We start from the raw sequence: 25846 nt of genomic DNA, 5'->3' as shown, positions 1-25846 counted from the left end.
GCGTGAAACAGCTCGTTCGCCGCATCGGCCAGACCGTTGCCCTCACCCTGCCGGTGATCCTGGTGACCACCGGCACGCTCGCCGTCACCCGCGTCCCGTGGGCCCCGCCGACCGGGCTGGACCAGCAGGTGGTCGCGGCCTCCAGCAGCGGCGGCACCATCGGCCGCACCTCCACGACGCCCAACACCGAGGGCCTCGCCCCGCAGGACGCCCTCCGGGTGGACCTGCTGGAGGAGCTGAAGAACCACACCCCGGGCACGGCGCTCGACCTGCTGGAGCGCACCATGCGGGAGAACCCCAAGCTGACGCCGTACTGCACCTCGCTGGCCGGCGACCTCGGCCGCGCCGCGGTGAAGAAGTACCAGGGCGACCTGCAGCGCGCCCGCTCCTTCGCCCGCCCGGTCTGCGACGGCGCGTTCGCCGCCGGCGTGGTCGGCTGAGGCCCCGGAGGCAGTTCCGCGCCGGTTGACGCACCGTCAACACGCGGCACGCGGCAGGGCCCGTCCCCGGGTGGGGCGGGCCCTATCGTGGCGTCATGACTGCCGACATTCCCGTCCCGCCCGGCTCCGTCCCGTCCGGTCCCGCACCGTCCGGTCCCGCGCCGTCCGGTTCCGTCGCCCCCGGGGCGGTCGCCCCCGCCGTCACCCAGGCGGTGATCCTGGCGGGCGGCCAGGGCTCCCGGCTGCGGCCTTACACCGACGACCGGCCCAAGCCGCTGGTGGAGATCCCCGGCACCGGGACGCCGATCATCGGGCACCAGCTGGAGTGGCTGGCCGCCGAGGGCGTCACCGACGCGGTGATCTCCTGCGGGCACCTGGCCGAGGTGCTGCGCGACTGGCTGGAGAAGGCCGAACTCCCGCTCCGGGTACGGACGGTGGTGGAGAGCGAGCCGCTCGGCCGGGGCGGCGGGCTGAAGTACGCGGCGGCCGCGCTGCCCCGCCCCGAGGAGCCCTGGTACGCCACCAACGGCGACATCTGGACCAGGTTCAGCCTGCGCGAGATGGCCGCCTTCCACCACGAGCGGGCCGCCGTCGCCACGCTGGCCCTGGCCCGGCCGCGCATCCCGTGGGGCGCCGTGGAGACCGACCGGTTCGGCAACGTGCTGGACTTCATCGAGTCCCCGCCGTCCCCGTTCCTGATCAACGCGGGCCTGTACGTCTTCGCGCCGGGCTTCCGCGAGCTGCTGCCCGAGGTCGGCGACCACGAGCGCACCACCTTCCCGCAGCTCGCCCGGGACCGCCGACTGGCCGGCTACCAGCTGCCGCAGGGCTGCTACTGGCGGGCCATCGACACCGCCAAGGACCTCACCGAGGCCGCCAAGGAGCTGGCCGCCGCCCGCGCGGCCGCCCAGTAGCCCGGAGGACGAACAAGAGGGCCCCTCCCGGAGAGAAAGCTCCGGAAGGGGCCCTGCCGCCGTACTGAGGGCCCGTCAGAGCCCGTCAGGCCCCACCCGCCCCCGTCCCGGGGCGCATGCCCAGCTCCAGCAGCGGCGGGCCGCTGCCGAGCAGGCCGCCGATGACGCCGTGCGTGGGCTGCGGCGAGCGCGGGGCGCTGGGCGCCGTCCCACCGGCGCCGGTGCCGCCCGCGGACCCGCCGCCCGTGCCGCCGGCCCCCGTGCCGCCGCCGTGCTGCTGCGTCGGGGTGGACCCCCCGGACGGGGTGGCGCCCGCCTTGGGCGCCTTCCCGCTGCGGCTGGGCGACGGGGACGGCGAGGCCGTCGGCGAGGCCGGGGCCCGGCTCGGGGTCGGCTGGGCGCCGGAGCCGGCCGGGGCGGCCGGTGCCGGGGAGGGGCTGCCGCTGGGCCACACCGGGCTGCCGTAGTCGGTCGGCGGCTTCAGCGGCGCCCGGGTGTCCCCGGTGCGGACCGCCGCGCCGAGCAGCGAGCCGGACAGCATCGTCAGGCCGACCACCACCGCGGTGACCACGGCCCGGCGGCGCAGCATCCGCCGCCGGACCGCGCCGGGCTCGGCGGGCCCGTGCCGGCGGAACGCCTCCAGGGCGATCCGGCCGTCCAGCGAGGCGAACGGGGCGCCCGCCATCAGCAGCGGACTCCAGGCCGCGAGGAAGATCAGGTCGGGGGTGTCGTAGACCGGCACCGCCTTCCAGCTCACGGTGAACAGCAGCGCCGCGGAGAGCAGCATCGCCGCCCCGGCCGCGAGCCGCTGCCACAGGCCCAGGATGGAGAGCACGCCGATCACGATCTCCGCGAAGGAGACCGCGAGCCCGGCGCCCACCGGGTGCGCCATCGCGAAGTCCAGCAGCGGCTGGGCGACCTTCCACGGGTGCAGCGAGGACAGCCAGCGCATCATCGAGCCGCGCTCGCCGCCGTCGAAGTACACCGGGTCGCACAGCTTGCTGAAGCCCGCGTACACCGACAGCGAGCCGAGCAGCAGCCGCAGCGGCAGCAGCACCAGGCCGAGGTCGACCCGGCGGCCGGGGTACCAGGCGTGCTTGGAGCCCTCGACGAGCGACGGCACCTCCGGCAGCTCGCCCTCGGGCTGCCAGCGCCGTCCGGCGCCGAGCCGCACCGACTCGTCCAGCACCTCGGGGACGCCCGCGTGCGGGGTCTCCGCCGGGTCGCCGCCGGGGCCGTGCTGGCGCGGGACGGCCTGCAGCTGCTGGGTCTCCTCGCCCGGGAAGGCTTTCGCCGGGGCGGGCACGGTGCTGAGCCGGACGGCCTCCAGCAGCTGGGTCGCGGCGGTGTCGCCGGGCCCGGCCTGGCCGCTCCAGGCGGTGACCACCCGCGCCTTGCGGCGGGGCGCGGCACCGGTGACCGAGGCGGCGGTGATGCCCGCCAGCGCGGTGACCGAGGCCGCGGGCACCACGACCTGCGGGGTGACCAGCGGCCGGACGCCGTGCAGGCCGTACGGGTCGCCGAAGGCGGCACCGGCCGGGGCGTCGATCATCGGGGCCACCGGGGCGGAGAGCCTGACCCGGAAGCTGGCCTGGGTGCTGCTGAGCTTCGACGGGTCGGACGGCACCCGGACCGTGTTGAGGCCCGGACCGTCGTCTATCCCCGCGGGGCGCTGCCCGAGGCGCCGAGGAGTTCTGGTGTCCACACCCCTCTAACCGGGTGACGGGCCCGGAGGACACTCTCCCGGGTGGATTCCGGGAGAGGATTTGAAGTGATCATGAGAAAACCGACCGGGCCCGACCGGACCCGACCGGTTCGCTCACGAAAACGACGGCACCGCCCGCGGACGGTGACGGAGCGTCAGCGCTTGGCGCGCAGCCGGGCGGCCTCGTACAGCACGATGCCCGCGGCCACACCGGCGTTCAGCGACTCGGTCTGCCCCGGCATCGGAATCCGCACCCGCAGGTCGCAGGTCTCGGCGACCAGGCGGGACAGGCCCTTGCCCTCGGAGCCCGCCACGATCACCACGGGGCCGGTCAGCGCGTCCAGGTCGCCGATCTCGGCCTCGCCGTCGGCGGCCAGGCCGACCACCATCAGGCCGGCCTTCTGGTACGCCTCCAGCGCACGGGTCAGGTTGGTGGCGCGGGCCACGGGCAGCCGGGCCGCCGCACCCGAGGAGGTCTTCCAGGCGCCGGCGGTCATGCCGGCCGCCCGGCGCTCCGGGATCACCACGCCGTGCGCGCCGAACGCGGCGGCGGACCGGACCACGGCGCCCAGGTTGCGCGAGTCGGTGACCCCGTCCAGCGCCATGATCAGCGCGTCCTGGCCGACGTCGGAGGCCGCGTCCAGCAGGTCGTCGGGGTGCGCGTACTCGTACGGCGGGACCTGCAGCACCAGGCCCTGGTGGTTCAGGCCGCCGGTCATCTGGTCGAGCTGCGGGCGCGGGGCCTCCATCAGCGGGATGCCGCGCTCGTTGGCGGCCTGGAAGGCGTCCCGGACCCGGTCGTCGGTGTCGATGAACTGCTGCACGTACAGCGCCGTCGCGGGCACGCCGCCCTGCAGCGCCTCGACCACCGAGTTCCGGCCCACCACCAGCTCGGCCGCGCCCGCGCCGCCCCGGCCGCTGCGCGGGCCGCCGGCCCGGCGCATGCCCGCGCGGGACTTGGCGTCGCGCTCGCGCTTCAGCGCCGCGTTGGCGGCCCGCTGCTTCGGGTGGCCCTTGCGCTCCTCGCCGCGCGGGGTCGGGCCCTTGCCCTGGAGCGCCTTCCGGCTGTGGCCGCCGGTGCCGACACTCGCGCCCTTCTTCGATCCGGGGTTGCGTCGGTTCCTGCGCTGGCTGTTGCCGGCCATGGCTGTACTTCCTGTCTCTGCGTCTGCATTCGTGCGCGGGGGCCGCACCCATACAAAGGTACGGCCCCCGCACGCCCCGAGGGGCTACTGGTTGCTACGGGTTGATCGTCCAGCGCGGGCCGGACGGGGTGTCCTCGATCGCCAGCCCGGACGCGCCGAGCCGGTCGCGGATGGCGTCCGCGGTCGCGAAGTCCTTGCGCCCGCGGGCCGCCTCGCGCTGGTCCAGGACGAGCCGGACCAGTGAGTCGACCACGCCGGTCAACTCCTCGCCCTGCCCGTTCGAACCGGCCCACTGCGGGTCCAGCGGGTCCAGGCCGAGCACGCCGAGCATCGCCCGGACCTCGGCCAGCCGGGCCGCCGTCGACTCCTTGTCGTCCGCGCCGAGCGCGCTGTTGCCCTGCCGGACGGCGGTGTGCACCACCGCCAGCGCCTGCGGCACGCCCAGGTCGTCGTCCATCGCCTCGGCGAACGCCAACGGCACCTCGGGCGCGGCGTCGACGAGGCCGCAGCGCTCCACGGCCCGCTCGATGAAGCCCTCGATCCGGTTGAACCCGGTCTCGGCCTCGCGCAGCGACTCCTCGCTGTACTCGATCATCGAGCGGTAGTGCGGCCCGGCCAGGTAGTAGCGCAGCACGATCGGGCGCCAGCGCCGCACCATCTCGGAGACCAGCACCGAGTTGCCCAGCGACTTCGACATCTTCTCGCCGGCCAGCGTCACCCAGGCGTTGTGCACCCAGAAGTTGGCGAACTCGTCGCCGTACGCCCGGGATTGGGCGATCTCGTTCTCGTGGTGCGGGAAGATCAGGTCCAGCCCGCCGCCGTGGATGTCGAAGGCGCTGCCCAGGTACTTGTGCACCATCGCCGAGCACTCCAGGTGCCAGCCGGGCCGGCCGCGGCCCCACGGCGTCTCCCAGCTCGGCTCGCCGGGCTTGGCGGCCTTCCACATCGCGAAGTCGCGGGCGTCCCGCTTGCCGGTCTCGCCCTCGCCCGAGGGCTGCCGCAGGTTCTCCAACTCCTGGTTGGAGAGCGCCAGGTAGTCCGGGTAGGTGGTGACCGCGAAGTAGACGTTGCCCTCGGCCTCGTACGCGTGGCCGCGCTCGATCAGCCCGCGCATCATCTCGATCATCTCCGGCACGTGGCCGGTGGCCCGCGGCTCCGCGCTCGGCGGCAGGCAGCCGAGCGCGGTGTAACCCTCGTTGAAGGCACGCTCGTTGGCGTGCGCGATCTTCCACCACTCGGTGGACTGCTCGCGCCCCTTGGCGATCACCTTGTCGTCGATGTCGGTGACGTTGCGGACGAAGGTGACGTCGTAGCCGCGGTAGCGGAACCACCGCTGCATCACGTCGAAGTTCAGGCCGGACCGGATGTGCCCGATGTGCGGCGGTGCCTGGACCGTGGCGCCGCACAGGTAGATCGAGACACAGCCCGGCACCAGCGGGACGAAGTCGCGTACCTGGCGGGTCATGGTGTCGTACAGGCGAAGGCTCACAGCGACCAGGGTAGTGGGCGGCGGGGGGTGCCCCGCCACCTTCCGCCGCATTGGCGTGCCCGCGGTCGGCCCGCCGGGGTCAGCCCGCCGCGGGCCGCTCGTACACCAGGGCTGTGGCGATCGCCGCGAGCCCCTCGGCCCGGCCGGTCAGGCCGAGGCCGTCGGTGGTGGTGCCGGAGACCGAGACCGGGGCGCCGACCGCGGCGGAGAGCGCGGCCTGCGCCTCGTCCCGGCGCCTGCCGACCTTCGGGCGGACGCCGATCACCTGGACGGCGACGTTGCCGATCTCGAAGCCCGCGGCCCGGACCAGCCGGGCCGCCTCGGCCAGCAGCGCCACCCCGGCCGCGCCCGCCCACTCGGGGCGGGAGGTGCCGAAGTGCGCGCCCAGGTCGCCGATCCCGGCCGCCGAGAACAGCGCGTCGCAGGCGGCGTGCGCGGCCACGTCGGCGTCCGAGTGCCCGGCCAGGCCGGTCTCGCCGGGCCAGTCCAGGCCGGCCACCCGCAGCGGGCGGCCCTCCTCGAAGGCGTGCACGTCGGTGCCGATGCCGACGCGCGGCAGGATCGGGCGGTCCGTCGGGCGGTCAGTAGCCATCGGTGGCCCTCCGTCGGGCGAGTACGGCCTCGGCGAGCACGAGGTCCAGCGGGCGGGTCACCTTGAACGCCTCCTCGTGGCCGGGCACCACGACGACCCGGCCGCCGAAGCGCTCGATCAGCCCGGCGTCGTCCGTCACCTCGGCGCCCTCGGCGAGCGCCCGCTCGTGCGCGGCGACCAGCCCGGGCAGGTCGAAGCCCTGCGGGGTCTGCACGGCGCGCAGCGTGGAGCGGTCAGGCGTCTCCAGCACCGGCTCCGGCCCGGACGGCTGCGGCTCGACCCGCTTGACGGTGTCGGCCAGCGGCACCGCGGGCACCACCGCCTCGGCCCCGGCCCGGACGGCGGCGGCCACCGCGTCCACCACCTCGACCGGCACCAGCGGGCGGGCCGCGTCGTGCACCAGCACCACCCGGGTGCCCGCCGGGATCGCGGCCAGGCCGAGCCGGACCGACTCCTGCCGGCTGGCGCCGCCCGGGACGACCCGGACGTCCTTGCCGTCCAGGCCGTGGCTGTCCAGCAGCTGGACGACCTCGGCCACGCCGTCCGGCGGGGCGCACACCACCACCTGGCCGACCGCCCGGCTGCGGGCCAGCGCCCGGACCGCGTGCACCAGCAGCGGCACGCCGCCGAGTTCGCGCAGCGCCTTCGGGGCGCCGGGGCCGAGTCGCTCGCCGCGGCCGGCGGCCGGAACGACCGCCGCCGCGAGCTGTGCTGAGGCGTTCAGGTTTGGCTCCTTGGTCGAGGTGGGTATGGCCCGTGCCGAACGCGGATTCGCGGGCGGGCAGGCCCCCTTCCTGACTGCACGTTAGTGGAACCGCGTGCTCCACCGCGCCGCGCCCACACCCCTTCCGGGCACGGCGAAGCGCCCGAGGTGCCGCTTGGGGCACCACCGGGCGCTGCGTCAGGACAGCTCGGAACAGCTGAAGACACGTCACCGACGGCCGGTCGGGCGGACCGGCCGGGCGGCTCAGGAGGCGAGCACCTCGTCGAGCAGCGTCTCGGCCTTGTCCTCGTTGGTGTTCTCGGCGAGGGCGAGTTCGCTCACCAGGATCTGCCGGGCCTTGGCGAGCATCCGCTTCTCGCCGGCCGACAGGCCGCGCTCGCGCTCGCGGCGCCACAGGTCGCGGACGACCTCGGCGACCTTGATCACGTCGCCCGACGCGAGCTTCTCCAGGTTCGCCTTGTAGCGGCGCGACCAGTTGGTGGGTTCTTCGGTGTACGGTGCCCGGAGCACCTCGAAGACTCGGTCCAGACCCTCCTGGCCCACCACGTCGCGGACGCCGACGAACTCGGCGTTCTCCGCCGGAACGCGGAGGGTCAGATCTCCCTGCTGCACCTTCAGCACCAGGTAGGTCTTGTCCACACCTTTGATCTGGCGAGTTTCGATGGCCTCGATCAACGCAGCCCCGTGATGGGGGTAGACCACCGTGTCGCCAACCTTGAACGTCATGTGACAGGACCCCTTCCGTGGCTTACCAGAATAACACGCTTTTCGGCTGACCCGAAGGGCGTTTTCGCAGGTCAGGGCGGGTTCCAGGGCTTGACAACCACCCCCGTTGCATGCTTCGACCGATGTTCGAGGAGGGCTTCCCGCAGGTCGGAGGCGGTCTGACCGCGGGACGAAACCTCTGGTCACACTCCCGAAACCATGGTTGGATCTTGAGTTTTTGCCCCCGACGCGCCGGGCACCCCCGATCGTGATCGGATCGCGACACGGGGCCACCCCGTGAGAGCCGGATATGTGCGGTCGGTAGTGTGGCCCTCGACCACCGACCGTGACCCGTTTCCCGCGGGTCATCCCCACCAAGGAGAAGTCGCCGCCGTGAGCCGGAGCCTTCGACGCGGCGCTGCCGCCGCCCTCGTCCTCGCCGCGATCGTCCCGCTGTCCGCCTGCGGCGCGGGCAACGAGCCGGCCACGCTGCAGATCAAGCCGGACAACGCGGCGACGTCGGTGGGCAACGCCAAGCTCAACAACATCGTCGTGGTCGCCCCCGCGGGCAGCGCCGGCGAGTACTCGGGCCCGGCCACCGTCACGGTCAACATCGCCAACACCGGCACCGTCGAGGACGTGCTGACCGGCGTCACCATCGCCGGCGCCCCCGCCAAGCTGGCCGACGCCAGTGGCGCCCCCGTCTCCGGCATCACCCTCAAGCCCGGCCAGTCGGTGCTGCTCGGCGCCGCGGGCGCCCCGTCCGCCCAGGCCGCGAGCGTGAAGGTGTCGGTGGGCGGCTACACGCCGACCGCGTTCACCTTCAAGACGGCCGGCCAGGTCTCCAGCGACGCGCTCGTGCACCCGGCCTCCGACCTGTACAAGGGCTTCGGCCCGAAGGACGCCGCGAAGCCCTCCGCCGCCCCGTCCGCCTCCGCGGGCGCCTCGGCCGGCGCGAGCGCCCCCGCCTCCCCCGCCGCCTCCACGGGTGCGAGCGCCCCCGCCACGGCCGGTGCGGGCAGCTCCCCGAACCCGTCGTCCTCGGCCTCCGCGCACTGACGCCGCCGCGCACCGGCCGGTGCGCGCACGCGAAGGGGCCCCGCCGGTCGGCGGGGCCCCTTCGCGGTGTCCGTCCGCGGCGCGGTCGGCGGGCCTACGGCTCGAACTTGTAGCCCAGGCCGCGGACCGTGACCAGGAAGCGCGGGGCGCCCGGGTCCGGCTCGATCTTCGCCCGCAGGCGCTTCACGTGGACGTCCAGGGTCTTGGTGTCGCCGACGTAGTCCGCGCCCCAGACCCGGTCGATCAGCTGCATCCGGGTCAGCACCCGGCCCGCGTTGCGGAGCAGCATCTCCAGCAGGTCGAACTCCTTGAGCGGCAGGTCGACCTTGGCGCCGTCCACCGTCACCACGTGCCGGTCGACGTCCATCCGGACCGGACCGGCCTCCAGCGCGCCCGGGGTGGCCGCGCCGTCGTTGCCGCCGTCCTCGCCGCGGCGGCGGAGCACCGCGCGGATGCGGGCGACCAGCTCGCGGGTGGAGTACGGCTTGGTGACGTAGTCGTCGGCTCCTATCTCCAGACCGACCACCTTGTCGATCTCGCTGTCCTTGGCGGTGACCATGATCACCGGGACGTTGGAGCGGACCCGCAGCTGGCGGCAGACCTCGGTGCCGGGCAGGCCGGGGAGCATCAGGTCGAGCAGGACGAGGTCGGCTCCGTTGCGCTCGAACTGCTCCAGCGCGTCGGGCCCGGTGGCGGCGATCGCCACCTCGAAGCCCTCCTTGCGGAGCATGTACGACAGGGCGTCGCTGAACGACTCCTCGTCCTCGACCACCAGTACACGGGTCACGATCGGGCCTCCGGGGCAGGAAGTGTGGTTGCTGCTTGGTTTTCGGCGTCCTCGACCGGGGCCTGCCCGGCGGGGAGCCGCAGAGTGAAGGTGGAACCCTGGCCCTCGACGCTCCAGACCGACACGGTGCCGCGGTGCGAGGCGGCGACGTGCTTGACGATGGACAGGCCGAGGCCGGTGCCACCGGTGAGGCGGGAGCGGGCGGGGTCCACCCGGTAGAAGCGTTCGAAGATCCGCTCGCGGTCCTTCTCCGAGATGCCGATGCCCTGGTCGGTCACCGAGATCTCGATCAGCTCGCCGTCCGCCTCGCCCAGCGCCGCGGCGCTGGAGATCCGGCGGGTGGCGATGGCGACCCTGGTGCGCGGCGGGCTGTAGTTGACCGCGTTCTCCACCAGGTTGCCGAGGGCGGCGGCCAGCTGGCCGCGACTGCCGACCAGGTAGAGGCCGGTGGTGCCGCCCGCGGCGATGACGATCTGCTTGGCCGCGGCCGTCTGCCGGCAGCGGTCGATCGCCTCGGCGATCAGCTCGTCCACCGACACCGGTTCGGGGTCGGTCTTGAGCTGGTCGTCCTGCACCCGGGACAGGTCGATGATCTCCTGCACCAGGCTGGCCAGCCGGGTCGCCTCGACCTGCATCCGGCCGGCGAAGCGCTGCACCGCCTCCGGGTCGTCGGAGGCGTCCGCGACGGCCTCCGACAGCAGGGACAGCGCACCGACCGGGGTCTTCAGTTCGTGCGAGACGTTGGCGACGAAGTCGCGCCGGATCGCCTCGATCCGGCGGCGCTCGGTCCGGTCCTCGACCAGCACCAGGACCAGCCGGGAGCCGAGCGGGGCGACCCGGACCGAGACCGCGAGCGGCTCGGCGGTGCGGGCCGCGGCGCCGGGGCGGGTCAGCTCCAGCTCCGCCTGGCGGATCTCGCCGTCCCGGCGGGTGGAGCGGGCCAGCGACAGCATCTTCTCCACCGCCACCTTGCCGCCCCGGACCAGGCCCATCGAGTAGGCCGCCGAGGAGGCCTTGACCACCTCGTCGCCCTCGCCGAGCACGATCGCGCAGGAGCGCAGCACCGAGAGCACGGTGTCCACGCCGGGGGGCAGGGCCGGCTCCTGCTCCAGCTCCTGCGCGGGGGTCCGGCTGTTGCGCCCCCTCGCCTGCTCGCGCTCGCTCCAGCGGAAGGCGATGGAGGCGGTGAGGCCGACCCCGAGCCCGGCTATGGCGCAGGCTGCAGCGGCGGCCACGTTCACGTCCATGCCAGCCAGCGTAAATGGTGGTCGGGCGGGCTCCGTAAGGGTGCGATCAAGGCATCGGCCTGACGTTGCCGAGAATTCACCTTCAGGCTGCTGCCGGTTCACCGCTCCGGCCGTGGGAGGTCGCCCGAACGGATCAGTCTGGGCCGAGCAAGCCCGTGTGGGCGGTGGCGCGGCTACCATTCGCGCCACCAGCAGTGGCCGCCCGCACGGCCCGCCCCCCGGCGGGACGGTCCCGGGCGTCCGGTCGGCACCGCCACCGACACCGGTACTGGAGGAGACAAGCGCATGCGCGACGCGTACCACGAGGAACTGGACTCGATCAGCGACGGCCTGGTCGAGATGGCCCGCCTGGTCGGCTCGGCGATGGGCCGGGCCACCACGGCGCTGCTCGACGCCGACCTCGCCCTGGCGGAGAGCGTGATCGCCGCCGACGAGAAGGTCAACGAGCTGCACCACGACCTGGAGAACCGGGCGATCGACCTGCTGGCCCGCCAGCAGCCGGTCGCCACCGACCTGCGGATCGTGGTCACCTCGCTGCGGATGAGCTCGGACCTGGAGCGCTGCGGCGACCTGGCCCGGCACGTCGCCAAGGTGGCGCGGCTGCGCTACCCCGCGAACGCCGTCCCGAACGACCTGCACCCGATCGTGCTGGAGATGGGGCAGCTCGCCCAGCGCCTGGTGGCCAAGGCGGGCCTGGTGATCGCCACCAAGGACGTGGACAAGGCGCTGGAGCTGGAGGCGGACGACGACGCGATCGACGCCCTGCACCGCGAGCTGTTCTCGCACCTGCTGGACGACCGCTGGCACCACGGCATCGAGACCGCGGTGGACGTCACCCTGGTCGGCCGCTACTACGAGCGCTTCGCGGACCACGCGGTCTCGGTCGCCAAGCGCGTGGTGTTCCTGGTCACCGGCGAGCACGCGGGCGACTTCGCGGCCACCGCCGAGTCCGCCGAGTAGCGTTCCCCGACCGGCCCGCCGGGGGCGTGCGGGGGCGCGAACCCGCAGCCCCCGCGCGCCCGTTGACGCACCGTCGGGGTGCGGCTTCACTCGGAGGGACGGGTGTGCACCGGGCTGCCCGCTTCCGCCGAGGAGAGGCCGCGCGATGAAGACCACCGGCACCCCGACCACCCCGCCGCACCCCGCCGTCCCGGCCGCGGCCGCCCTGCTGCCGGTCCTCGCGGCCGGCTGCGGCTGCGGCCCGGGCTGCGGGTGCGGCTGCCAGTCCGGCGCGCCCTGCCAGTGCGGCGGGGCGACGGGCGGCTGCTGCGGCGGCCACTGACGCGGCGCGCGCGGACGGCCGGGCACCCCCGTGCGGGGTGCCCGGCCGTCCCGTTCGGGCGTCGCGGTCAGGAGAAGTTGACGTCCATGCACTGGTAGAAGGCGTTGCCGGTGTCCGCGATGTCCCAGACGGCCAGGATCACCTGGTGGCCGGTCAGGCCGGCCGGCAGGGTCGCGGTGTGGCTGAGCGTGGCCGGGGGCTGCTTGCCGCCCATCGGCACGGTCAGGATCGGGGTCAGGTTGAGGTTCGACCTGGTGATCTTGGTGGTGGCGTCGTAGCCGGGCTTGGTGATGAAGTACCGGAACGAGGTGGTGGCGTGCCGCGCCTCGATGCTCCAGGTCAGGGTGAGCTGCTGGCCGGCCGTCACCCTGGTGGCGGGCCAGGCGCCGCCGCGCGGGTCGTCCAGCGGGGCCCAGCGGGCGTCGGCCCCGGCGCACAGCTTGCCGTCGGCCGGGCCGGAGTTCGGGAAGCCCTTGGGGCCCTCGACGCTCTGCGGCTCCCACTGGATGTCGCCGCACTTCTTCACCACACCGGCCCCGCACAGCCCCGCCCGGCTGGGCGGGGTGGTGACGTACCCGTGCGAACTGGCCGGGATCGCGGTCGCCAGGACCGCGGCGGCGGCGGCGAAGCCGACCGCCAGGATGTTGCGCTTGCGCATGGTGCTCCTCCGTGGGGGTGGATGGAGTGCACGACCGCGGGCATGCGGAGTGGGCCGCGTGGGGGCGACCAAGATTGTCATGCCCGCGCCGACAGTGCCCCCACGCTAGGAGCAGCCGCCCCACCCCGTCAATGGTCTGAACCAATCGATCTGGTCTGAACCACCTTTCGGAGGAAGGGAGTTGACGACCCGTCGGTCATTCGGCGATCGGCAGCTCACGGGCCCGCACCCGCGCCGCCCGCCGTAGCCCGGTCAGCTCGCCGTGGAAGCCGCCGCCCCGGTTCCCCGCCAGGTTCAGCGGCAGGTCCAGCTCCGCGATCAGCCGGCTCTCCAGGTCCCAGGGCTCCGGCCGGACCGTCCAGCAGACCCGGGCGTGCTCCGCCATCCACGCGCTCAGCTCGCGTTCGCCGGCCGCGCCGAAGGTGGTCCGCCCGCCGCTGCCGACCCGGCGCAGCTCCAGGCCGAGCAGGCAGCCGAGGCTGTAGCGGAGCGTCGACCCGGCGGCGTTCCCGCGGAAGTGGTACCGCACCCGGGTGCGCAGGCTCTGCCGGCTGGGCCGCCCCTCCGGCATGCCGCGCGGCGCGATGCCGACGTAGAGCAGCCGCCCGGCCGGCAGTCCGGGCCGGAGGGCGGTGGTGAAGTGCCAGCCGTAGACCCCGGGGCGGGCCGGGACGGGGGACGGGCGGGTCAGCACCTCCGCGGCGGTCCAGAGCCGTTCGGGGTGTTCCAGCGCGGGGTCCACGGAGCCTCCGGGGGACGGTACGGAACAGCCCCCTGGGCCGGGGCGTCGTTGCGCCGGGCAGGGGGCCGAGAGGTTGGGTGAGGGCGGCGGGGTGTTACTTCTTGCCCTGGTTCTTGACCGCTTCGATGGCGGCGGCGGCGGCCTCGGGGTCGAGGTAGCGGCCACCGGGGGTGAGCGGCTTGAAGTCGGCGTCGAGCTCGTAGACGAGCGGGATGCCGGTGGGGATGTTGAGGCCGGCGATGGCCTCGTCGGAGATGCCGTCCAGGTGCTTGACCAGGGCGCGCAGGCTGTTGCCGTGGGCGGTGACCAGGACGGTGTTGCCCTCGGCGAGGTCCGGCACGATGGCGTCGTACCAGTACGGGAGCATCCGCTCGACGACGTCCTTGAGGCACTCGGTGTCGGGGCGCAGCTCGGACGGGATCTCGGCGTAGCGGGCGTCGCCGGCCTGCGAGTACTCGGCGTCGGCGGCGAGGGCCGGCGGCGGGGTGTCGTAGGAGCGGCGCCAGAGCTGGAACTGCTCCTCGCCGAACTCGGCCAGGGTCTGGGCCTTGTCCTTGCCCTGCAGGGCGCCGTAGTGGCGCTCGTTCAGGCGCCAGCTGCGGCGGACCGGGATCCAGTGGCGGTCGGCCTTGTCCAGGGCGATCTGCGAGGTCCGGATGGCACGGCGCAGCAGCGAGGTGTGCAGCACGTCCGGGAGCAGGCCCTCGGCGAGCAGGAGCTCGCCGCCGCGGGCGGCCTCCTTCTCGCCCTTCTCGTTGAGGTCGACGTCGACCCAACCGGTGAACAGGTTCTTCTGGTTCCACTGGCTCTCGCCGTGGCGGAGCAGGATCAAGCGATAGGTCGTGTCAGCCATGGGGCCAGCCTAGTGGAGGGGGAATTCCGTTGACCGGGCCGTCCCTCCCCCGAGTAATGTGCTCTCAGCAGTTTCGCTACTTACGTTTCCAGCTGTCCGCGGGCGGCCGCCCCGCCCTGCCCGCGGCCGCCCCGGCCCGTCCCGCCCGGGAGCCGCCATGCCGCTGATCGCCCGTCTGGTCACCGAGGCCCGCAGAGCGGGCGGCGGACTCCCGCGCCGGTTCTGGTGGCTGTGGACGTCGACGCTGGTGAACCGCCTCGGCGGCTTCGTGGTGACCTTCCTGTCGATGTACCTGACGGCCGAACGGCACTACCCGCCCGCCTACGTGGGCCTGGTCGGCGGCCTGTTCGGGCTGGGCTCGGCGGTGTCCTCGCTCGGCGCGGGGGTGCTCACCGACCGGCTCGGACGGCGGCCCACCCTGCTGGCCGCGCAGCTGGGGACGGCGCTGTCCACCGCCGTGCTGGGCTTCGCCGACGGGCCGGTGGCGATCGCCGCGGTGGCCTTCCTGGTCGGCCTGACCAACAACGCCTCCCGCCCGGCGGTCTCCGCGATGATCGCCGACCTGGTGCCGCCCGCCGACCGGGTGCGCGCCTACGCGCTGAACTACTGGGCGATCAACATCGGCTTCGGCGTCTCCGCCGCGGTGGCCGGGCTGCTCAGCGCGCACGGCTACCTGACGCTGTTCCTGCTGGACGCGCTGACCACCCTGCTGTGCGCGGTGGTGGTGTTCGTGAAGGTCCCCGAGACCCGCCCCGGCTCCAAGGCGGCGGACGCCCCGGCCGGGCAGCCCCGGGTCGGCCTCGGCACGGTGTTCCGGGACGGCCCGTTCATGGCGGTGGTCGGGGTGAACCTGCTGCTCGCGCTGGTCGTCCTGCAGGGCTCCAGCACCCTGCCGGTGGACATGGCCCGGCACGGCCTGAGCCCGTCCGTGTTCGGCCTGGTGATCAGCCTGAACGGGGTGCTGATCGTGCTGCTCCAGCTCCCGCTGACCAGGCTGATGGAGGGCCGCGACCGGACCGCGCTGCTGGTCGCGGGCGCGCTGCTGACCGGCTGGGGCTTCGGCCTGACCGCGCTGGCCGGCTCCTCGGTCGCGCTGTACGCGCTGGCCGTCGCGGTCTGGACGATCGGCGAGATCGTCAACTCGCCGACCATGATGGCGCTGGTCGCCGAGCACTCCCCCGCCTCGGCCCGCGGCCGCTACCAGGGCGTCTACTCGCTGTCCTGGTCGCTGGCGGGCTTCCTCGCCCCGGTCCTCGGCGGCCTGCTGCTGCAGTACGCGGGCAGCTGGGCGCTGTGGGGCGGGTGCGCCGGGGCGGGCACCCTGGCGGCGGTCGCGTTCCTCCGGATCGGCCGCCGCGGGCCGACGCCGACGGAGCCGACGGAGCGGGTCGCCGCCGGGGCCCCGGCCCCGGCCGAGGTCTCCGCCTGAGCGGTCGTCCGGGCGGCGTCCGGGCGGTCGTCAGGTCGTGGAGCCGCCGACCTCGCTCTGCCGCAGCCGGACCCAGGAGTCGTGGTCGTCCTCGATGATCCGCTGGTACTCGTCGATCAGCGGCGCCAGTCGGGACGGCTCCGGCACCGCCGCGCCGTACTCGGCCTTGAGCAGGGCCAGCCGGCGGCGCAGCGAGGTCAGCCGGTGCACGGTGTCGGAGCGCTGGATCCACAGCGTGCGGTAGCCGAAGAAGGCCGCCCAGGCGGCCAGTACGGTGACCAGCGCGCCGGACACCAGCGCGGCGTCCGCGAACCGGCTGGCGGCGGGCTCGCCGATCTTCAGGCCGAGCAGCACCGTGACCAGCGCCGACAGGCTGACCGTGGCCATCTGCAGGGTCAGTGCCCGGCGGCGGTCCCAGTCGCGGCGGCGCCGGCGGTCCTTCAGCTCGGTGTCCAGTTCGACTTCGAGCCAGGCCAACTTCCGTTGAGTGGAAGCGGTTTCAGCATCCATCAGGTGTCCTCCCCGGGCGGGAGGATACCCGGATCAGCCCTCGGCGGGAGGGGTCTCGGTCGCCAGGTGCGCGAACGCGGTCAGGTTGCGGGTGGACTCGCCGCGCTTGGTCCGCCACTCCCACTCGCGGCGGATCGCGCCGGCGAAGCCCAGCTCCAGCAGGGTGTTGAACGGCTCGTCGGCGTTCTCCAGCACGGTGCCGAGCAGCCGGTCCACCGCGTCCGCGGTCAGCGCCTCCAGCGGCAGCCGCCCCACCAGGTACACGTCGCCGAGCCGGTCGATCGCGTACGCCACCCCGAACAGCCGGGTGTTGCGCTCCAGCAGCCAGCGGTAGACGCCCTCGTGGTTCTCGTCCGGGCGGCGGATCACGAAGGCGTTCACGGACAGCGTGTGGTCGCCGACCCGCAGCGCGCAGGCCGTGGACAGCTTGCGGGTGCCCGGCAGCGAGGCCACCAGCGTCCAGGCGTCGCCCGGGGCGGGCTCCCAGTCCACCCCCGCCTGGTCGAGGGCGGAGGCGAGGAGGGTGCGTGCGTCGTCCTTGGCTGCCATGCCCCCACGCTAGGCCCTGCCGGGCCGGGACGGGGTGTCGACCCGGTCACCCCGCGCGGCGCGCCGCCGGGCGGGGCTCCCCGGCGGCGGGGCGGGCCGGGTGACGGCGCGTCAGGGGCGGGCGGCCAGCCGGGCGGCGGACATCGCGCCGGTGTACACCTCGGCGGTGGCGCCCGCCGCCGCCGACCAGCCGAAGCCCGCGGCGTGCCGGGCCGCGGCCGCGCCGCGCTCGGCCGGCAGCAGGTGGTCGGTGGCGTACGGGAGCAGCGCGGCCGCCCAGGCGTCCGGGTCGTGGCCCGGCACCAGGGTGCCGGTGACGCCGCCGCGGACCGCGACCGGCAGGCCGCCGACCGCCGCGGCCACCACCGGGGTGCCGCAGGCCTGCGCCTCCAGCGCGACCAGGCCGAAGGACTCGCTGTGCGAGGGCACCACCAGGGCCGTCGCCGCCCGGTACCAGTCGGCGAGCTGCTGCTGGCCGACCGGCGGGTGGAAGCGCACCACGTCGCCGATGCCGAGCTGGGCGGCCAGCTTGAACAGGCTCTCCGGCCGGTCCAGGCCGCTGCCGGACGGGCCGCCGACCACCGGCACCACCAGCCGCTCGCGCAGCCCGGGCTGCCGCTCCAGCAGCCGGGCGACCGCCCGGAGCAGCACGTCCGGCGCCTTGAGCGGCTGTATCCGGCCCGCGAACAGCAGCACCGCGGCGTCCTGCGGCAGGCCGAGCCGGTGCCGGGCGGCGGCCCGGTCGCCGGGGCGGAACACCTCCAGGTTCACCCCCGGGTGGACCACGGCCAGCTGGTCCGGGCGGGCCTCGTAGTGGTGCGCCAGCTCGGCGGCCTCCTCGGCGGTGTTGGCGATCAGCCGGTCGGCGGCGCCCACCACCTGGGTCTCGCCGATCACCCGGGCCGCGGGCTCCGGGGTGTCGCCCTGGGCCAGCGCCGCGTTCTTGACCTTCGCCATGGTGTGCATGGTGTGCACCAGCGGGACGCCCCAGCGCTCCGCGGCCAGCCAGCCGACCTGGCCGGACAGCCAGTAGTGCGAGTGCACCAGGTCGTAGTAGCCCGGGCGGTGGCCCGCCTCGGTGCGCAGCACCCCGTGGGTGAAGGCGCACAGCTGGGCCGGCAGATCCTCCTTGAGCAGCCCCTCGAACGGGCCCGCCGTGACGTGCCGGACCAGCACGCCGGGCGCCAGCCGGACGGTCGGCGCGTCGTCCGAGCTGACCGCGCGGGTGAACACCTCGACCTCGATGTCCAGTTCGGCGAGCCGCTTGGCCAGCTCGACGATGTAGACGTTCATGCCGCCCGCGTCGCCGGTGCCCGGCTGGTGCAGCGGGGAGGTGTGGACGCTGAGCATGGCGATCCGGCGCGGCCGCCGGGAGCGGGCCGGGACCGGGGCCCACCGCGACTCGCGCGACTCGCGGCGGGGCGTGCGGACGAGGTGCTGGGTCACCTGCGGAAGCCTCCCTGGGCGCTGCCCGTCTGTTCTCACGGCCGACGCACGGCCGCCCGCGGCGGAGCGCTGCGGGCGGTAGGGCGTCGAACATCCCAACCGGAACGGCGCGTCCTGGTATTCCCGGACCCCGGAACGGCTCCGTCCCCGGTCCGGAACGGCTCCGTCCCCGGTCCGGACCCCCCGTCCGGGACCGGCCCCGCGGGAGGTGCCGGGCCGGGGGCGCGGCGGGCTTGCGTAGGCTTGGCGACCATGGCCGCAAGCGAGATGCCGTCGTCCCGGGGCCGGGCCGGACGGCCGGTGGGGACGATCACCCGGGGGACGACGAACACCAACCGGCTGCGGCGGATGGACCGGTGGATCGCGTACACGGCCGGGCGGGCGCTGCGGGCGCCGGCGGCCGCCCCGGTGGCGGTGGACCTGGGGTACGGGGCCGCGCCCTGGACGGCGGTGGAGCTGGCCGGGCGGCTGCGCGCGGTGCGCCCGGACGTCCGGGTGGTGGGCATCGAGATCGACCCGGCCCGGGTCGCGGCGGCGCTGCCGATGGCCGACCCACCGCTGCTGGACTTCCGGCGGGGCGGCTTCGAGGTGCCGCTGCCGGGCGGGGAGCGGCCGCTGCTGATCCGGGCCGCGAACGTGCTGCGGCAGTACGACGAGGACCGGGTGGCCGAGGTGTGGGCGCTGCTGTGCGGGCGGCTGGCCCCGGGCGGGCTGCTGGTCGAGGGCACCTGCGACGAGGTCGGCCGCCGGCACGTGTGGGTGGCACTGGGCCCGGAGGGCCCGCGGACGGTGACCTTCGCGGCCCGGCTGGGCGGCCTGGACCGCCCGTCCGACCTGGCGGAGCGGCTGCCGAAGGCGCTGATCCACCACAACGTGCCGGGCCGCCCCGTGCACGCCTTCCTGCGGGACTTCGACCGGGCCTGGGCGGCCGCGGCGCCGCTGGGCGCGTTCGGGGCCCGGCAGCGCTGGACGGCGGCCTGCGGGGCGCTGGCCGGGGACTGGCCGCTGCGGGACGGGCCGCCGCGGTGGCGGCAGGGCGAGCTGACGGTGGGCTGGGCGGCACTGGCCCCGCGGTAGGGCCGCACCGGGCGGGGCGGGGCGGGGCGGGGCGGGGCGGGGCGGGGCGGGGCGGGGCGGGGCGGGGCGGGAGCCTAGGGCCCGGGCGGCGGGAGTTCGAGCACTCGTTCGATAGTTCACTCGAACGAGTTATCGATTTCCTCTGGCGTGTTGACGCCCCGTCACGCCACCATGGGAGCGTTCGACCGGGCGGTCGCACCGGTGCCCGTACGGCACCTGAGCGAGCGTCAGCCCCGGCGGCGTCCGAGCTCGGCCCACACCCGCTCGAACGCCTCGTAGGACTCGGCACCGAACAGCACGAAACGCACCTCGTCCAGGTCGGGGCCCACCTCGACGGCGGTCGTCAGGGCGATCCGAGCGGCATCGTCCAGCGGCCAGCCGAAGATGCCGGCGGAGATCGCCGGGAAAGCCACCGTCCGCGCCCCCAGCCCGACCGCGATCCGAAGGGACTCCCGATAGCACGAGGCCAACTGCTCCGCCCGCGCCGCGCGGTCCTCCGGCCGGAACACCGGGCCCACGGTGTGCACCACCCAGCGGGCCGGCAGCCGGCCCGCCGTGGTCGCCACCGCCGTGCCGACGGCCAGCCCCTTGCCCAGGTGTCCGGCGCGCAGCCGGCGGCACTCCGCGAGGATCTCCGGCCCGCCCCGGCGGTGGACCGCCCCGTCCACCCCGCCGCCGCCCAGCAGTGAGCTGTTGGCGGCGTTGACCACCACGTCCACCTGCTGTTCCGTGATGTCACCCTGCACCAGCGTGATCTGCGTCACCGCCCCTCCACCCCTTCCGGCTCCGGCCCTGCGGCGGTGGAGACCCTACGGACACCGGCCACCGGACGCGTGGCAATAACCACATCGGCGCCGCTCAGTCGAAGAAATCCTCGGAGATCACGTTATGGTCGCGGGAAGCTTCCCGATGCCCGGTGCCACGCGGGCACCGCGGACGGACACCAGCCGTTGGCCTGTCGGGGAAAGGAAGGACCGACCGATGCCCGCTACGGGAGACGGGCGGGCACCCGACGCGACCACGAGCGCCGGGGCCGCCGAACGCAGCCGTGCCGACGAGGAGCACGGGCCCACGGCCGAAGCCGGGGGCCCCAAGGCCGAGCGCGTCCGCAAGGAGCGCGCCCGCACCGGCCGGGGCCGGGCGGCGGGCAGCGCCCCGATACCGCATCCGCGCGGCAACCCCGCGACCGCCGAACCCGCCCGGCCCGTACCGGACTTCCGCGCCCCCGACTTCCGGGTCCTGGTGATCGAGAACGACGGCCCCGGGCACCAGCTGTTCGAGTCGCTGGCCGCCGAACTCGGCGAGCACGCCGCCCTGCACCGGGTCGACGGCGTCCGCGAGGCGCTCGCCCTGCTGCCGCCGCCGGGCGGCACCGGCCGGCGCGGGCAGCGCTACCCCGACTTCCACTGCGTCCTGCTCGACCTCGGCGCGCCCGGCGAACTGCCCGCCGGCAGCGACGGCCTGGACGGGCTGCGCGAACTGCTCCGGCGCGCCCCGCAGCTCGCCGTCGTGGTGCTCACCGACGCGGCCGGCGCCGCCCTCGGCGCGGCCGCGGTCGCCGCCGGCGCCCAGGACTTCCTGCTCCGGCAGGACACCGGCGGCCCGCTGCTGGCCCGCGCGCTGCGCTACGCGGTCGAGCGGAAGCGGGCCGACGAGTCGCAGCGCCGACTGGTCGAGGCCGAGATCCGCGGCCAGGAGAACGCCCGCCTCCAGCGCCACCTGCTGCCCACCCCCCTGCTGGAGGGCGCGGGCCTGGCCTTCACCCGCCGCTACCGCCCCGGCCGCCGCCGCGCCCTGCTCGGCGGCGACTTCTACGACGCCGTCCGCACCCCCGACGGCCGGGTGCACGTGGTGATCGGCGACGTCTGCGGCCACGGCCCCGACGAGGCCGCGCTCGGCGTCGCGCTGCGGATAGCGTGGCGGACGCTGGTGTTCGCCGGGCTGACCGGCCAGCAGCTCCTGACCACCCTCCAGCACGTGCTGGAGCACGAGCGCCGCAGCGACGAGATCTTCGCGACGCTGTGCATGGTCGTGCTGGACGCGCCCGGCGGGGCGGACGGCCCCGAGTCCGCGCAGCTCTACCTGGCCGGGCACCCCGCGCCGCTGCTGCTCGGCCCCGAGGCGCCGGTGCTGCTGCCCTCCGACCAGGCCGGCCCCGCGCTCGGCCTGCTCCCCTGCGACACCACCGACTCGGTCTGGCCGCCGCTGCGGGTCGGCCTCGCCCCCGGCTGGCGGCTGCTGCTGTACACCGACGGCCTGATCGAGGGGAAGGTCGGCGCGGGCTCGCCCCGGCTCGGCCAGGAGGGCCTGATCGGCCTGATCGCCGACCACCAGGCCGCCGGCCTGTCCCGGGGCCGGCTGGTCGACTCGGCGATCGCCGAGGTCGAGGAGCTGAACGGCGGGGCGCTCACCGACGACGTCGCGGTGCTGCTGCTGGAGCGCAACCCGCTGCCGGTGATCATGGGCTGACGGCCCGTCGGAACTCCCGGCGGAACTCCCGGTGGCACGAGCAGGAAGGGCGGACCCGCTCGGTGCGGGTCCGCCCTTCCTGCTGTTCCTGCCCGTGCCCGTCCCCGACGGGGCGTCACCAGGGGCCGTACGGGCCCTGGTTGCTCCGGCCGCCGCGGCCGCGGCCGTCGGTCAGCAGCTTGATCGCGGGCCGGACGTCCACCATGTAGACGATCGCGGCGACCAGGCCGACCAGCGTCAGCAGGCCGGTGACCGGGTTGGCGCCGAACAGCAGGTCGGCGCCGAGGGCCAGGGCGAGCACGACCACCCAGAAGGTCTTGGTCTTCTTGTCGGCCGCCCGGTAGGCGTCGTCGCGGCGGATCACCGCGTCGGCGAGCGCGAACGCCTTGTAGCAGATGATCGCCGTGGCCAACCACCAGAACGGGTTCAGGAGGTCGATGTACATGAACTGCACCTGGGGCTCCTCACTCTCCGTCCCATCGTGGCACGGCCGCTGTCCGAGTCAACGGCGCCCGGCGGTGCGGCGTTCCCCCGCACCGGGCGCCCGGGCTCACTCCGCGGACTTGGACGCGCCGCTCTTCCGGGCCCGGGCCGCCTTCTTCGCGGCCGGCTTCGGCTCGGCGGCGGGCTCCTCGTCCACCACGACCTCGGCGACCTCGACGACCTCGACCTCCTCGACCACCAGGTCGTCCTCGGCGGCGGGCCGCTCGGCCTGCGGGGCCTCCGGCTCGGCCTCCTGCGGCTGCGGGGCGTTGGCGGCGTCCACCACGGTGCGGCCGCGGACGGCCAGCTCGTCGTAGACCTCCTTCGCCTTGACCGCGAACTCCAGCGCCCGGCCGACCTGCTGCATCGCGAACTCCTGCGCCTTGGCCTGGAGTTCCTTCACATCGGTGGGCAGCGCGTTGACCGCCTCGGTGACCTTCGCCTGGGCGCCGACCAGTGCGGCCCCGGCGTCCTGCAGGGCGGTGGCGGCCTTCTCCTGGGTGCCCTTGCGGTCCGCGGCCAGCGACTCCAGCTGGGCCGGGACCTCGCGGAGCTTCTCGTACGCCAGGTCGCCGGCCCCGGCCAGCGCGTACAGCGGGGTCGGGTCGGTCAGGGTCTTCTTCAGGTCTTCGGAGATCGGCATCTCGGGTCCTCTCGGAGTGGCGCCGCCCGGTCGGGTCGTGCGGCGTCCGGTCACGCGGGGTCGGCTCCCGCAGGGTCGGTCGGGTGGGCGGCGGAGCCGCCGGGCGGGCCGTCGGCGCCCTGGTTCTCCTTCAGGAACGCCTCGTAGACCGCCAGCAGGGCCTGCTTCTGCCGCTCGCTGATCAGCGGATCGGCGAGGATCGCGGCCCGCAGGCCCGGCCCCCGCTCGTCCCGCTCCTCCAGGATCCCGGCCTGCACGTACAGCGTCTCCGCCGAGATCCGCAACGCCTTGGCGATCTGCTGGAGGATCTCCGCACTGGGCTTGCGCAGCCCGCGCTCGATCTGGCTCAGATACGGATTGGACACCCCGGCGGCATCGGCCAACTGCCGCAGCGAGTACTGCGCGTTCCGCCGCTGCTCCCGGATGTACTCGCCGAGCGAGCCCACGTTCAGTGCCGCCATACCCGCAGTCTGCCCCGTCCTGCTTGCAATTGCAAGCAGACCGCTAGCGCCTGCAAACTCCGCCGCGCCGCCACTTCCCGCGGAACCGGACTCCTCCGCCGTGCCGTCGGTCACGGCATGCATCCGACAATTCGGCGTGGCGGCACCTTCCTCCGACAGCTGCTGCTCTTCGGCCGGCTCGAAGCACGGAGCTGCACCGTCGCCATCGCGCTGTTCGCCGGCATGGCCCTGGTCCGCGTGCTTCCGGCGACTCCCGTCGCCCCCTACGACCTCCTGCTCCTCTACGGATCGCTGCTGACGGTGCTGGCCTGGTTCGTCCGCCGGGAGTCCCGGCGCGAGATCGCGGTGATCGCCGCCTGCCATCTCCTCGGCCTGGCGCTCGAACTGGTGAAGGTCCGCGTCGGCTCCTGGAGCTACCCCGAATCGGCCCTGACCAAGATCGCCGGCGTCCCGCTCTACAGCGGCTTCATGTACGCCGCCGTCGGCAGCTACGTCTGCGCGACCTGGCGCACCATGGATCTGGAGGTCAGCAGGTACCGGCCCCACGTGGTCGCCGCGCTCGCGGGAGCCGCCTACCTGAACTTCCTCACCGACCACTGGCTCCCCGACCTGCGCTGGGCGCTCGCCCTGGCACTGTTCTGGGTGTCCGCGGGAAGCATGCTCCACTTCACCATCGGTCGGACCAGGCACCGGATGCCCTTGGCCCTCGCCTTCGCCCTCGTCGGCTTCCTGCTCTGGCTCGCCGAGAACATCGCCACCCGCCTGAGCGCCTGGCGGTACCCCTACCAACTACCGACCTGGCATCCGGTGTCGGTCGCCACGTGGTCGTCCTGGGCGCTGCTGATACCGGTGATGTTCGTACTCACCCACCGGCTGGTCGGTCCACCAGGACGCCGGAGACCGTGAAGATCGGCACCGGCGCCTTCGACACGGCGTGCGGATCCACCGCTGCCCGACCTCCTTCGACCGTCCTCCGCGACCGGAGGGCATGCGGTAGCGGCCTGCCCGGTTTCGTCCGGGCCGGGGCAGCCGGTCAGTCGGCCGCGAGGTCGCCCCCGGTGACGGTGAGGCCGGGGCCGGCGGTGAGAGCGGCGGCGGAGAGTTCGGGCGTGGCTTCGGCGCGGAGGGCGTCCGGGGTGAGGCGGAGGGCGAAGGGGCCGGTGCGCCGGTGGCCGACCATCCGCCAGGGGCCGGCGGCGGCCGGGGGCTGGGCGAAGTGGAGTTGGACGAACGGCCAATCCGGGGAGGGCTCGCCGGGGGTCGCCCAGCGGTTGGCCGCCTCGTAGTGCAGGATGCGCAACTGCGCGGGGGCGGAGCGCAGTCGGGGTCGGGCGGGCGCCGGGCCGGGGTCGGGCCGACCGGCGGGGAGGCCCGGGCCGCACTCCCCGATCTCGCGGGCGAAGTCGGGGCCGCCCCGGTCGAACCAGGTGTCCGCCAGTGCGCGGAAGGCCGCGTCGCGGCGGCCCGACCGGTGCGCGCCGGCCGCCAGGATGTCGCGGCCCGCGCCGCTCAGCGCGGTCGTGAGGGCGTCGAGCGGGACGCGGTCCACCGAGCCGCTGTGGCCGACCCGCCGGACCGCCAGCATGGCGGCGCGCAGGACCACGGCCGCCCGCACCGCCTCCCCGAACGGCCCGACCACCCACGGTCGGCGGGTTCTGCGAGGTGCGGGCTCGGCGTCCGCCGGGTGGGCCAGCGCGTAGCGGCGGCCGGTCGGGGTGCGGTGCCACTCGTCGTCCTCCAGCCGGTAGGAGACGGACCGGCAGCGCAGCTCCGCGTCCGGCCCGAGCCCGAGGAGGACGCCCGCCGGGGTCACCTCGATCCGCAGACCGGCGGTGTCCCCCGCGCTGTCGAAGCGCAGCCCGGTCGGCTCCGCACCGGACAGGTGCAGCCGGGCCGGCGGCCGTCCCGTGCGCTCCGCCCGGGACGGGAGGACGACCTCGAACCGGCACTCCGAGCGGTCCGCGCCGTGGCGCTCGACCTGCAGCAGGCGGCATGCGGCCTCCGGCAGCAGGTACTCCGCGGCCAGGCCGGCCGCGACCTCGGCGGTGAGGTCGCCGTACACGCTGCAGATCTCGCCGGTGTGGCTCCGCCAGTGCCCGAACTCCGGTGCCGGCGGCCGCAGATGGCGCTCGACCGGGAATCCGGCCGCGGCCGTCGTCTCCACCACCCACCCGCGGCGGGCCGTCCCGAAGTCCGCCGTCCAGCGCAGCCCGCCACGGGCGGCCCGTCCGCGCAGCACCCGGAACGGGGTGGTGGCCGAGGCGAACAGGGCATGGGTGTTGTTGTCCCAGACGTCCGCCAGCCGGTGCACCTCCTTTCGGTCGAAGTGCCGTGCGTCGGAGGCCAGTTCGGCGATCCGGTCGACCGAGTGGTCGAGCAGCGCCGCGTACGCGGCCAGGGCCTCCGGGTGTCGGGCAGCGGTCATGGCGATGATTGT

At 74.6% G+C, this 25846-nt stretch carries 28 protein-coding genes; 9 read left to right on the top strand and 19 right to left on the bottom strand.

Translation table 11 applies throughout. The features are described from left to right. The first annotated feature begins 2 nt into the window (after nucleotides 1–2). Together ACIQBJ_RS12415 and ACIQBJ_RS12410 are read left to right on the top strand one after the other, a co-directional pair. On the top strand, nucleotides 3–440 hold the full coding sequence (locus ACIQBJ_RS12415; protein WP_400707858.1) for a hypothetical protein: 438 nt from the start codon (nucleotides 3–5) through the stop codon (nucleotides 438–440). Between the two features lie 95 nt (nucleotides 441–535). Next, nucleotides 536–1354, top strand: a complete 819-nt coding sequence (locus tag ACIQBJ_RS12410; protein WP_400707856.1) for an NDP-sugar synthase — start codon at nucleotides 536–538, stop codon at nucleotides 1352–1354. 85 nt (nucleotides 1355–1439) lie between these two features. Here the strand turns inward: ACIQBJ_RS12410 and ACIQBJ_RS12405 are convergent, their stop codons facing one another. The 6 genes from ACIQBJ_RS12405 to ACIQBJ_RS12380 all read right to left on the bottom strand — a co-directional run bounded on the left by ACIQBJ_RS12405 (nucleotide 1440) and on the right by ACIQBJ_RS12380 (nucleotide 7735). Continuing rightward, complete coding sequence (locus tag ACIQBJ_RS12405; RefSeq protein ID WP_400707854.1) at nucleotides 1440–2981, bottom strand: DoxX family membrane protein; 1542 nt, start codon at nucleotides 2979–2981, stop codon at nucleotides 1440–1442. Between the two features lie 233 nt (nucleotides 2982–3214). Continuing rightward, nucleotides 3215–4204 carry a 23S rRNA (guanosine(2251)-2'-O)-methyltransferase RlmB gene (gene rlmB / locus ACIQBJ_RS12400; RefSeq protein ID WP_400707852.1) on the bottom strand — a complete coding sequence of 330 codons (990 nt, stop codon included), beginning with the start codon at nucleotides 4202–4204 and terminating at the stop codon, nucleotides 3215–3217. A 94-nt stretch (nucleotides 4205–4298) separates the two neighbouring features. Beyond that, on the bottom strand, nucleotides 4299–5693 hold the full coding sequence (gene cysS / locus ACIQBJ_RS12395) for a cysteine--tRNA ligase (RefSeq protein ID WP_400707850.1): 1395 nt from the start codon (nucleotides 5691–5693) through the stop codon (nucleotides 4299–4301). 79 nt (nucleotides 5694–5772) lie between these two features. Further along, nucleotides 5773–6285, bottom strand: a complete 513-nt coding sequence (ispF, locus tag ACIQBJ_RS12390; RefSeq protein WP_400707848.1) for a 2-C-methyl-D-erythritol 2,4-cyclodiphosphate synthase — start codon at nucleotides 6283–6285, stop codon at nucleotides 5773–5775. Next, nucleotides 6275–7036 (bottom strand): 2-C-methyl-D-erythritol 4-phosphate cytidylyltransferase, encoded by a 762-nt coding sequence (gene ispD, locus ACIQBJ_RS12385; protein ID WP_400708149.1) that lies wholly within the window; start codon nucleotides 7034–7036, stop codon nucleotides 6275–6277. The genes ispF and ispD overlap by 11 nt, the downstream gene beginning before the upstream one ends. Nucleotides 7037–7252: 216 nt before the next feature. Continuing rightward, on the bottom strand, nucleotides 7253–7735 hold the full coding sequence (locus tag ACIQBJ_RS12380) for a CarD family transcriptional regulator (RefSeq protein WP_014136563.1): 483 nt from the start codon (nucleotides 7733–7735) through the stop codon (nucleotides 7253–7255). Between the two features lie 372 nt (nucleotides 7736–8107). Here ACIQBJ_RS12380 and ACIQBJ_RS12375 point away from each other — a divergent pair, with 372 nt between their 5' ends. Next, a complete protein-coding gene (locus ACIQBJ_RS12375) occupies nucleotides 8108–8773 on the top strand; it encodes a DUF461 domain-containing protein (RefSeq protein WP_400707846.1) in 666 nt (221 codons plus the stop codon). A 94-nt stretch (nucleotides 8774–8867) separates the two neighbouring features. On the opposite strand, the gene ACIQBJ_RS12370 is transcribed toward ACIQBJ_RS12375, so the two are convergent. Both ACIQBJ_RS12370 and ACIQBJ_RS12365 read right to left on the bottom strand, forming a co-directional pair. Next, nucleotides 8868–9560 (bottom strand): response regulator, encoded by a 693-nt coding sequence (locus tag ACIQBJ_RS12370; protein ID WP_400707844.1) that lies wholly within the window; start codon nucleotides 9558–9560, stop codon nucleotides 8868–8870. Next, complete coding sequence (locus tag ACIQBJ_RS12365) at nucleotides 9557–10807, bottom strand: sensor histidine kinase (protein ID WP_400707842.1); 1251 nt, start codon at nucleotides 10805–10807, stop codon at nucleotides 9557–9559. Before ACIQBJ_RS12365 ends, ACIQBJ_RS12370 begins: the two co-directional genes overlap by 4 nt. A 285-nt stretch (nucleotides 10808–11092) precedes the next feature. Here ACIQBJ_RS12365 and phoU point away from each other — a divergent pair, with 285 nt between their 5' ends. Both phoU and ACIQBJ_RS12355 read left to right on the top strand, forming a co-directional pair. Further along, nucleotides 11093–11767, top strand: a complete 675-nt coding sequence (gene phoU / locus ACIQBJ_RS12360) for a phosphate signaling complex protein PhoU (RefSeq protein WP_400707840.1) — start codon at nucleotides 11093–11095, stop codon at nucleotides 11765–11767. 145 nt (nucleotides 11768–11912) lie between these two features. Then, nucleotides 11913–12089: a hypothetical protein gene (locus tag ACIQBJ_RS12355; protein ID WP_400707838.1), complete on the top strand. Its 177-nt coding sequence runs from the start codon at nucleotides 11913–11915 to the stop codon at nucleotides 12087–12089. A gap of 67 nt (nucleotides 12090–12156) precedes the next feature. Here ACIQBJ_RS12355 and ACIQBJ_RS12350 read toward each other — a convergent pair whose 3' ends face one another. The 3 genes from ACIQBJ_RS12350 to ACIQBJ_RS12340 form a co-directional block, all read right to left on the bottom strand. Continuing rightward, nucleotides 12157–12747 carry a lytic polysaccharide monooxygenase gene (locus ACIQBJ_RS12350; RefSeq protein WP_400707836.1) on the bottom strand — a complete coding sequence of 197 codons (591 nt, stop codon included), beginning with the start codon at nucleotides 12745–12747 and terminating at the stop codon, nucleotides 12157–12159. 196 nt (nucleotides 12748–12943) lie between these two features. Beyond that, complete coding sequence (locus ACIQBJ_RS12345) at nucleotides 12944–13489, bottom strand: GIY-YIG nuclease family protein (RefSeq protein WP_400707833.1); 546 nt, start codon at nucleotides 13487–13489, stop codon at nucleotides 12944–12946. Nucleotides 13490–13583: 94 nt separating this feature from the next. Continuing rightward, nucleotides 13584–14342, bottom strand: a complete 759-nt coding sequence (locus ACIQBJ_RS12340; RefSeq protein ID WP_400707830.1) for a phosphoglyceromutase — start codon at nucleotides 14340–14342, stop codon at nucleotides 13584–13586. A 157-nt stretch (nucleotides 14343–14499) separates the two neighbouring features. Here ACIQBJ_RS12340 and ACIQBJ_RS12335 point away from each other — a divergent pair, with 157 nt between their 5' ends. Continuing rightward, on the top strand, nucleotides 14500–15771 hold the full coding sequence (locus ACIQBJ_RS12335; RefSeq protein WP_400707827.1) for an MDR family MFS transporter: 1272 nt from the start codon (nucleotides 14500–14502) through the stop codon (nucleotides 15769–15771). Nucleotides 15772–15801: 30 nt separating this feature from the next. Here ACIQBJ_RS12335 and ACIQBJ_RS12330 read toward each other — a convergent pair whose 3' ends face one another. The 3 genes from ACIQBJ_RS12330 to mshA all read right to left on the bottom strand — a co-directional run bounded on the left by ACIQBJ_RS12330 (nucleotide 15802) and on the right by mshA (nucleotide 18276). Next, nucleotides 15802–16248 (bottom strand): SLATT domain-containing protein, encoded by a 447-nt coding sequence (locus tag ACIQBJ_RS12330; RefSeq protein WP_400707824.1) that lies wholly within the window; start codon nucleotides 16246–16248, stop codon nucleotides 15802–15804. A gap of 66 nt (nucleotides 16249–16314) precedes the next feature. Next, nucleotides 16315–16830 carry a YbjN domain-containing protein gene (locus tag ACIQBJ_RS12325; protein ID WP_400707822.1) on the bottom strand — a complete coding sequence of 172 codons (516 nt, stop codon included), beginning with the start codon at nucleotides 16828–16830 and terminating at the stop codon, nucleotides 16315–16317. A 111-nt stretch (nucleotides 16831–16941) separates the two neighbouring features. Continuing rightward, on the bottom strand, nucleotides 16942–18276 hold the full coding sequence (gene mshA, locus ACIQBJ_RS12320; protein ID WP_400707819.1) for a D-inositol-3-phosphate glycosyltransferase: 1335 nt from the start codon (nucleotides 18274–18276) through the stop codon (nucleotides 16942–16944). A 252-nt stretch (nucleotides 18277–18528) separates the two neighbouring features. Here mshA and ACIQBJ_RS12315 point away from each other — a divergent pair, with 252 nt between their 5' ends. Beyond that, nucleotides 18529–19353 carry a class I SAM-dependent methyltransferase gene (locus ACIQBJ_RS12315; protein WP_400707816.1) on the top strand — a complete coding sequence of 275 codons (825 nt, stop codon included), beginning with the start codon at nucleotides 18529–18531 and terminating at the stop codon, nucleotides 19351–19353. Nucleotides 19354–19580: 227 nt separating this feature from the next. Here ACIQBJ_RS12315 and ACIQBJ_RS12310 read toward each other — a convergent pair whose 3' ends face one another. After that, entirely contained in the window at nucleotides 19581–20117 is a 537-nt protein-coding gene (locus ACIQBJ_RS12310; RefSeq protein ID WP_400707813.1) for an O-acetyl-ADP-ribose deacetylase, read from the bottom strand. A gap of 217 nt (nucleotides 20118–20334) precedes the next feature. Here ACIQBJ_RS12310 and ACIQBJ_RS12305 point away from each other — a divergent pair, with 217 nt between their 5' ends. Further along, entirely contained in the window at nucleotides 20335–21822 is a 1488-nt protein-coding gene (locus ACIQBJ_RS12305; protein ID WP_400707810.1) for a PP2C family protein-serine/threonine phosphatase, read from the top strand. Between the two features lie 115 nt (nucleotides 21823–21937). On the opposite strand, the gene ACIQBJ_RS12300 is transcribed toward ACIQBJ_RS12305, so the two are convergent. The 3 genes from ACIQBJ_RS12300 to ACIQBJ_RS12290 all read right to left on the bottom strand — a co-directional run bounded on the left by ACIQBJ_RS12300 (nucleotide 21938) and on the right by ACIQBJ_RS12290 (nucleotide 23409). Beyond that, the gene (locus ACIQBJ_RS12300) at nucleotides 21938–22267 is read right to left on the bottom strand and encodes a DUF2516 family protein (RefSeq protein WP_400708147.1); all 330 of its coding nucleotides are present in this window, start codon (nucleotides 22265–22267) and stop codon (nucleotides 21938–21940) included. A 105-nt stretch (nucleotides 22268–22372) separates the two neighbouring features. After that, nucleotides 22373–22948 carry a hypothetical protein gene (locus tag ACIQBJ_RS12295; RefSeq protein WP_400707808.1) on the bottom strand — a complete coding sequence of 192 codons (576 nt, stop codon included), beginning with the start codon at nucleotides 22946–22948 and terminating at the stop codon, nucleotides 22373–22375. A 50-nt stretch (nucleotides 22949–22998) separates the two neighbouring features. Beyond that, entirely contained in the window at nucleotides 22999–23409 is a 411-nt protein-coding gene (locus tag ACIQBJ_RS12290; protein WP_400707805.1) for a helix-turn-helix domain-containing protein, read from the bottom strand. Between the two features lie 117 nt (nucleotides 23410–23526). On the opposite strand from ACIQBJ_RS12290, the gene ACIQBJ_RS12285 reads away from it, so the two are divergent. After that, on the top strand, nucleotides 23527–24315 hold the full coding sequence (locus ACIQBJ_RS12285; RefSeq protein WP_400707802.1) for a DUF817 domain-containing protein: 789 nt from the start codon (nucleotides 23527–23529) through the stop codon (nucleotides 24313–24315). Nucleotides 24316–24442: 127 nt separating this feature from the next. Here the strand turns inward: ACIQBJ_RS12285 and ACIQBJ_RS12280 are convergent, their stop codons facing one another. Beyond that, nucleotides 24443–25834, bottom strand: coding sequence for a hypothetical protein (locus ACIQBJ_RS12280; protein WP_400707799.1), 1392 nt, complete (start codon nucleotides 25832–25834; stop codon nucleotides 24443–24445). Nucleotides 25835–25846: the final 12 nt, after the last annotated feature.

Origin of the sequence: Kitasatospora sp. NPDC088391 (assembly GCF_044753345.1) — a bacterium.
Classification (GTDB): domain Bacteria; phylum Actinomycetota; class Actinomycetes; order Streptomycetales; family Streptomycetaceae; genus Kitasatospora.
This window is presented reverse-complemented; position numbering and strand designations above follow the sequence as displayed.

Bases quoted from the DNA above. Each gene is read 5' to 3' on its own strand.
- ACIQBJ_RS12410 (WP_400707856.1), top strand. From the start codon at position 536: ATGACTGCCGACATTCCCGTCCCGCCCGGCTCCGTCCCGTCCGGTCCC.
- rlmB (WP_400707852.1), bottom strand. From the start codon at position 4,204: ATGGCCGGCAACAGCCAGCGCAGGAACCGACGCAACCCCGGATCGAAG.
- ispF (WP_400707848.1), bottom strand. From the start codon at position 6,285: ATGGCTACTGACCGCCCGACGGACCGCCCGATCCTGCCGCGCGTCGGC.
- ACIQBJ_RS12380 (WP_014136563.1), bottom strand. From the start codon at position 7,735: ATGACGTTCAAGGTTGGCGACACGGTGGTCTACCCCCATCACGGGGCT.
- ACIQBJ_RS12365 (WP_400707842.1), bottom strand. From the start codon at position 10,807: ATGGACGTGAACGTGGCCGCCGCTGCAGCCTGCGCCATAGCCGGGCTC.
- phoU (WP_400707840.1), top strand. From the start codon at position 11,093: ATGCGCGACGCGTACCACGAGGAACTGGACTCGATCAGCGACGGCCTG.
- ACIQBJ_RS12355 (WP_400707838.1), top strand. From the start codon at position 11,913: ATGAAGACCACCGGCACCCCGACCACCCCGCCGCACCCCGCCGTCCCG.
- ACIQBJ_RS12350 (WP_400707836.1), bottom strand. From the start codon at position 12,747: ATGCGCAAGCGCAACATCCTGGCGGTCGGCTTCGCCGCCGCCGCCGCG.
- ACIQBJ_RS12340 (WP_400707830.1), bottom strand. From the start codon at position 14,342: ATGGCTGACACGACCTATCGCTTGATCCTGCTCCGCCACGGCGAGAGC.
- ACIQBJ_RS12335 (WP_400707827.1), top strand. From the start codon at position 14,500: ATGCCGCTGATCGCCCGTCTGGTCACCGAGGCCCGCAGAGCGGGCGGC.
- ACIQBJ_RS12325 (WP_400707822.1), bottom strand. From the start codon at position 16,830: ATGGCAGCCAAGGACGACGCACGCACCCTCCTCGCCTCCGCCCTCGAC.
- ACIQBJ_RS12315 (WP_400707816.1), top strand. From the start codon at position 18,529: ATGGCCGCAAGCGAGATGCCGTCGTCCCGGGGCCGGGCCGGACGGCCG.
- ACIQBJ_RS12305 (WP_400707810.1), top strand. From the start codon at position 20,335: ATGCCCGCTACGGGAGACGGGCGGGCACCCGACGCGACCACGAGCGCC.
- ACIQBJ_RS12300 (WP_400708147.1), bottom strand. From the start codon at position 22,267: ATGTACATCGACCTCCTGAACCCGTTCTGGTGGTTGGCCACGGCGATC.
- ACIQBJ_RS12295 (WP_400707808.1), bottom strand. From the start codon at position 22,948: ATGCCGATCTCCGAAGACCTGAAGAAGACCCTGACCGACCCGACCCCG.
- ACIQBJ_RS12290 (WP_400707805.1), bottom strand. From the start codon at position 23,409: ATGGCGGCACTGAACGTGGGCTCGCTCGGCGAGTACATCCGGGAGCAG.
- ACIQBJ_RS12285 (WP_400707802.1), top strand. From the start codon at position 23,527: ATGCATCCGACAATTCGGCGTGGCGGCACCTTCCTCCGACAGCTGCTG.
- ACIQBJ_RS12280 (WP_400707799.1), bottom strand. From the start codon at position 25,834: ATGACCGCTGCCCGACACCCGGAGGCCCTGGCCGCGTACGCGGCGCTG.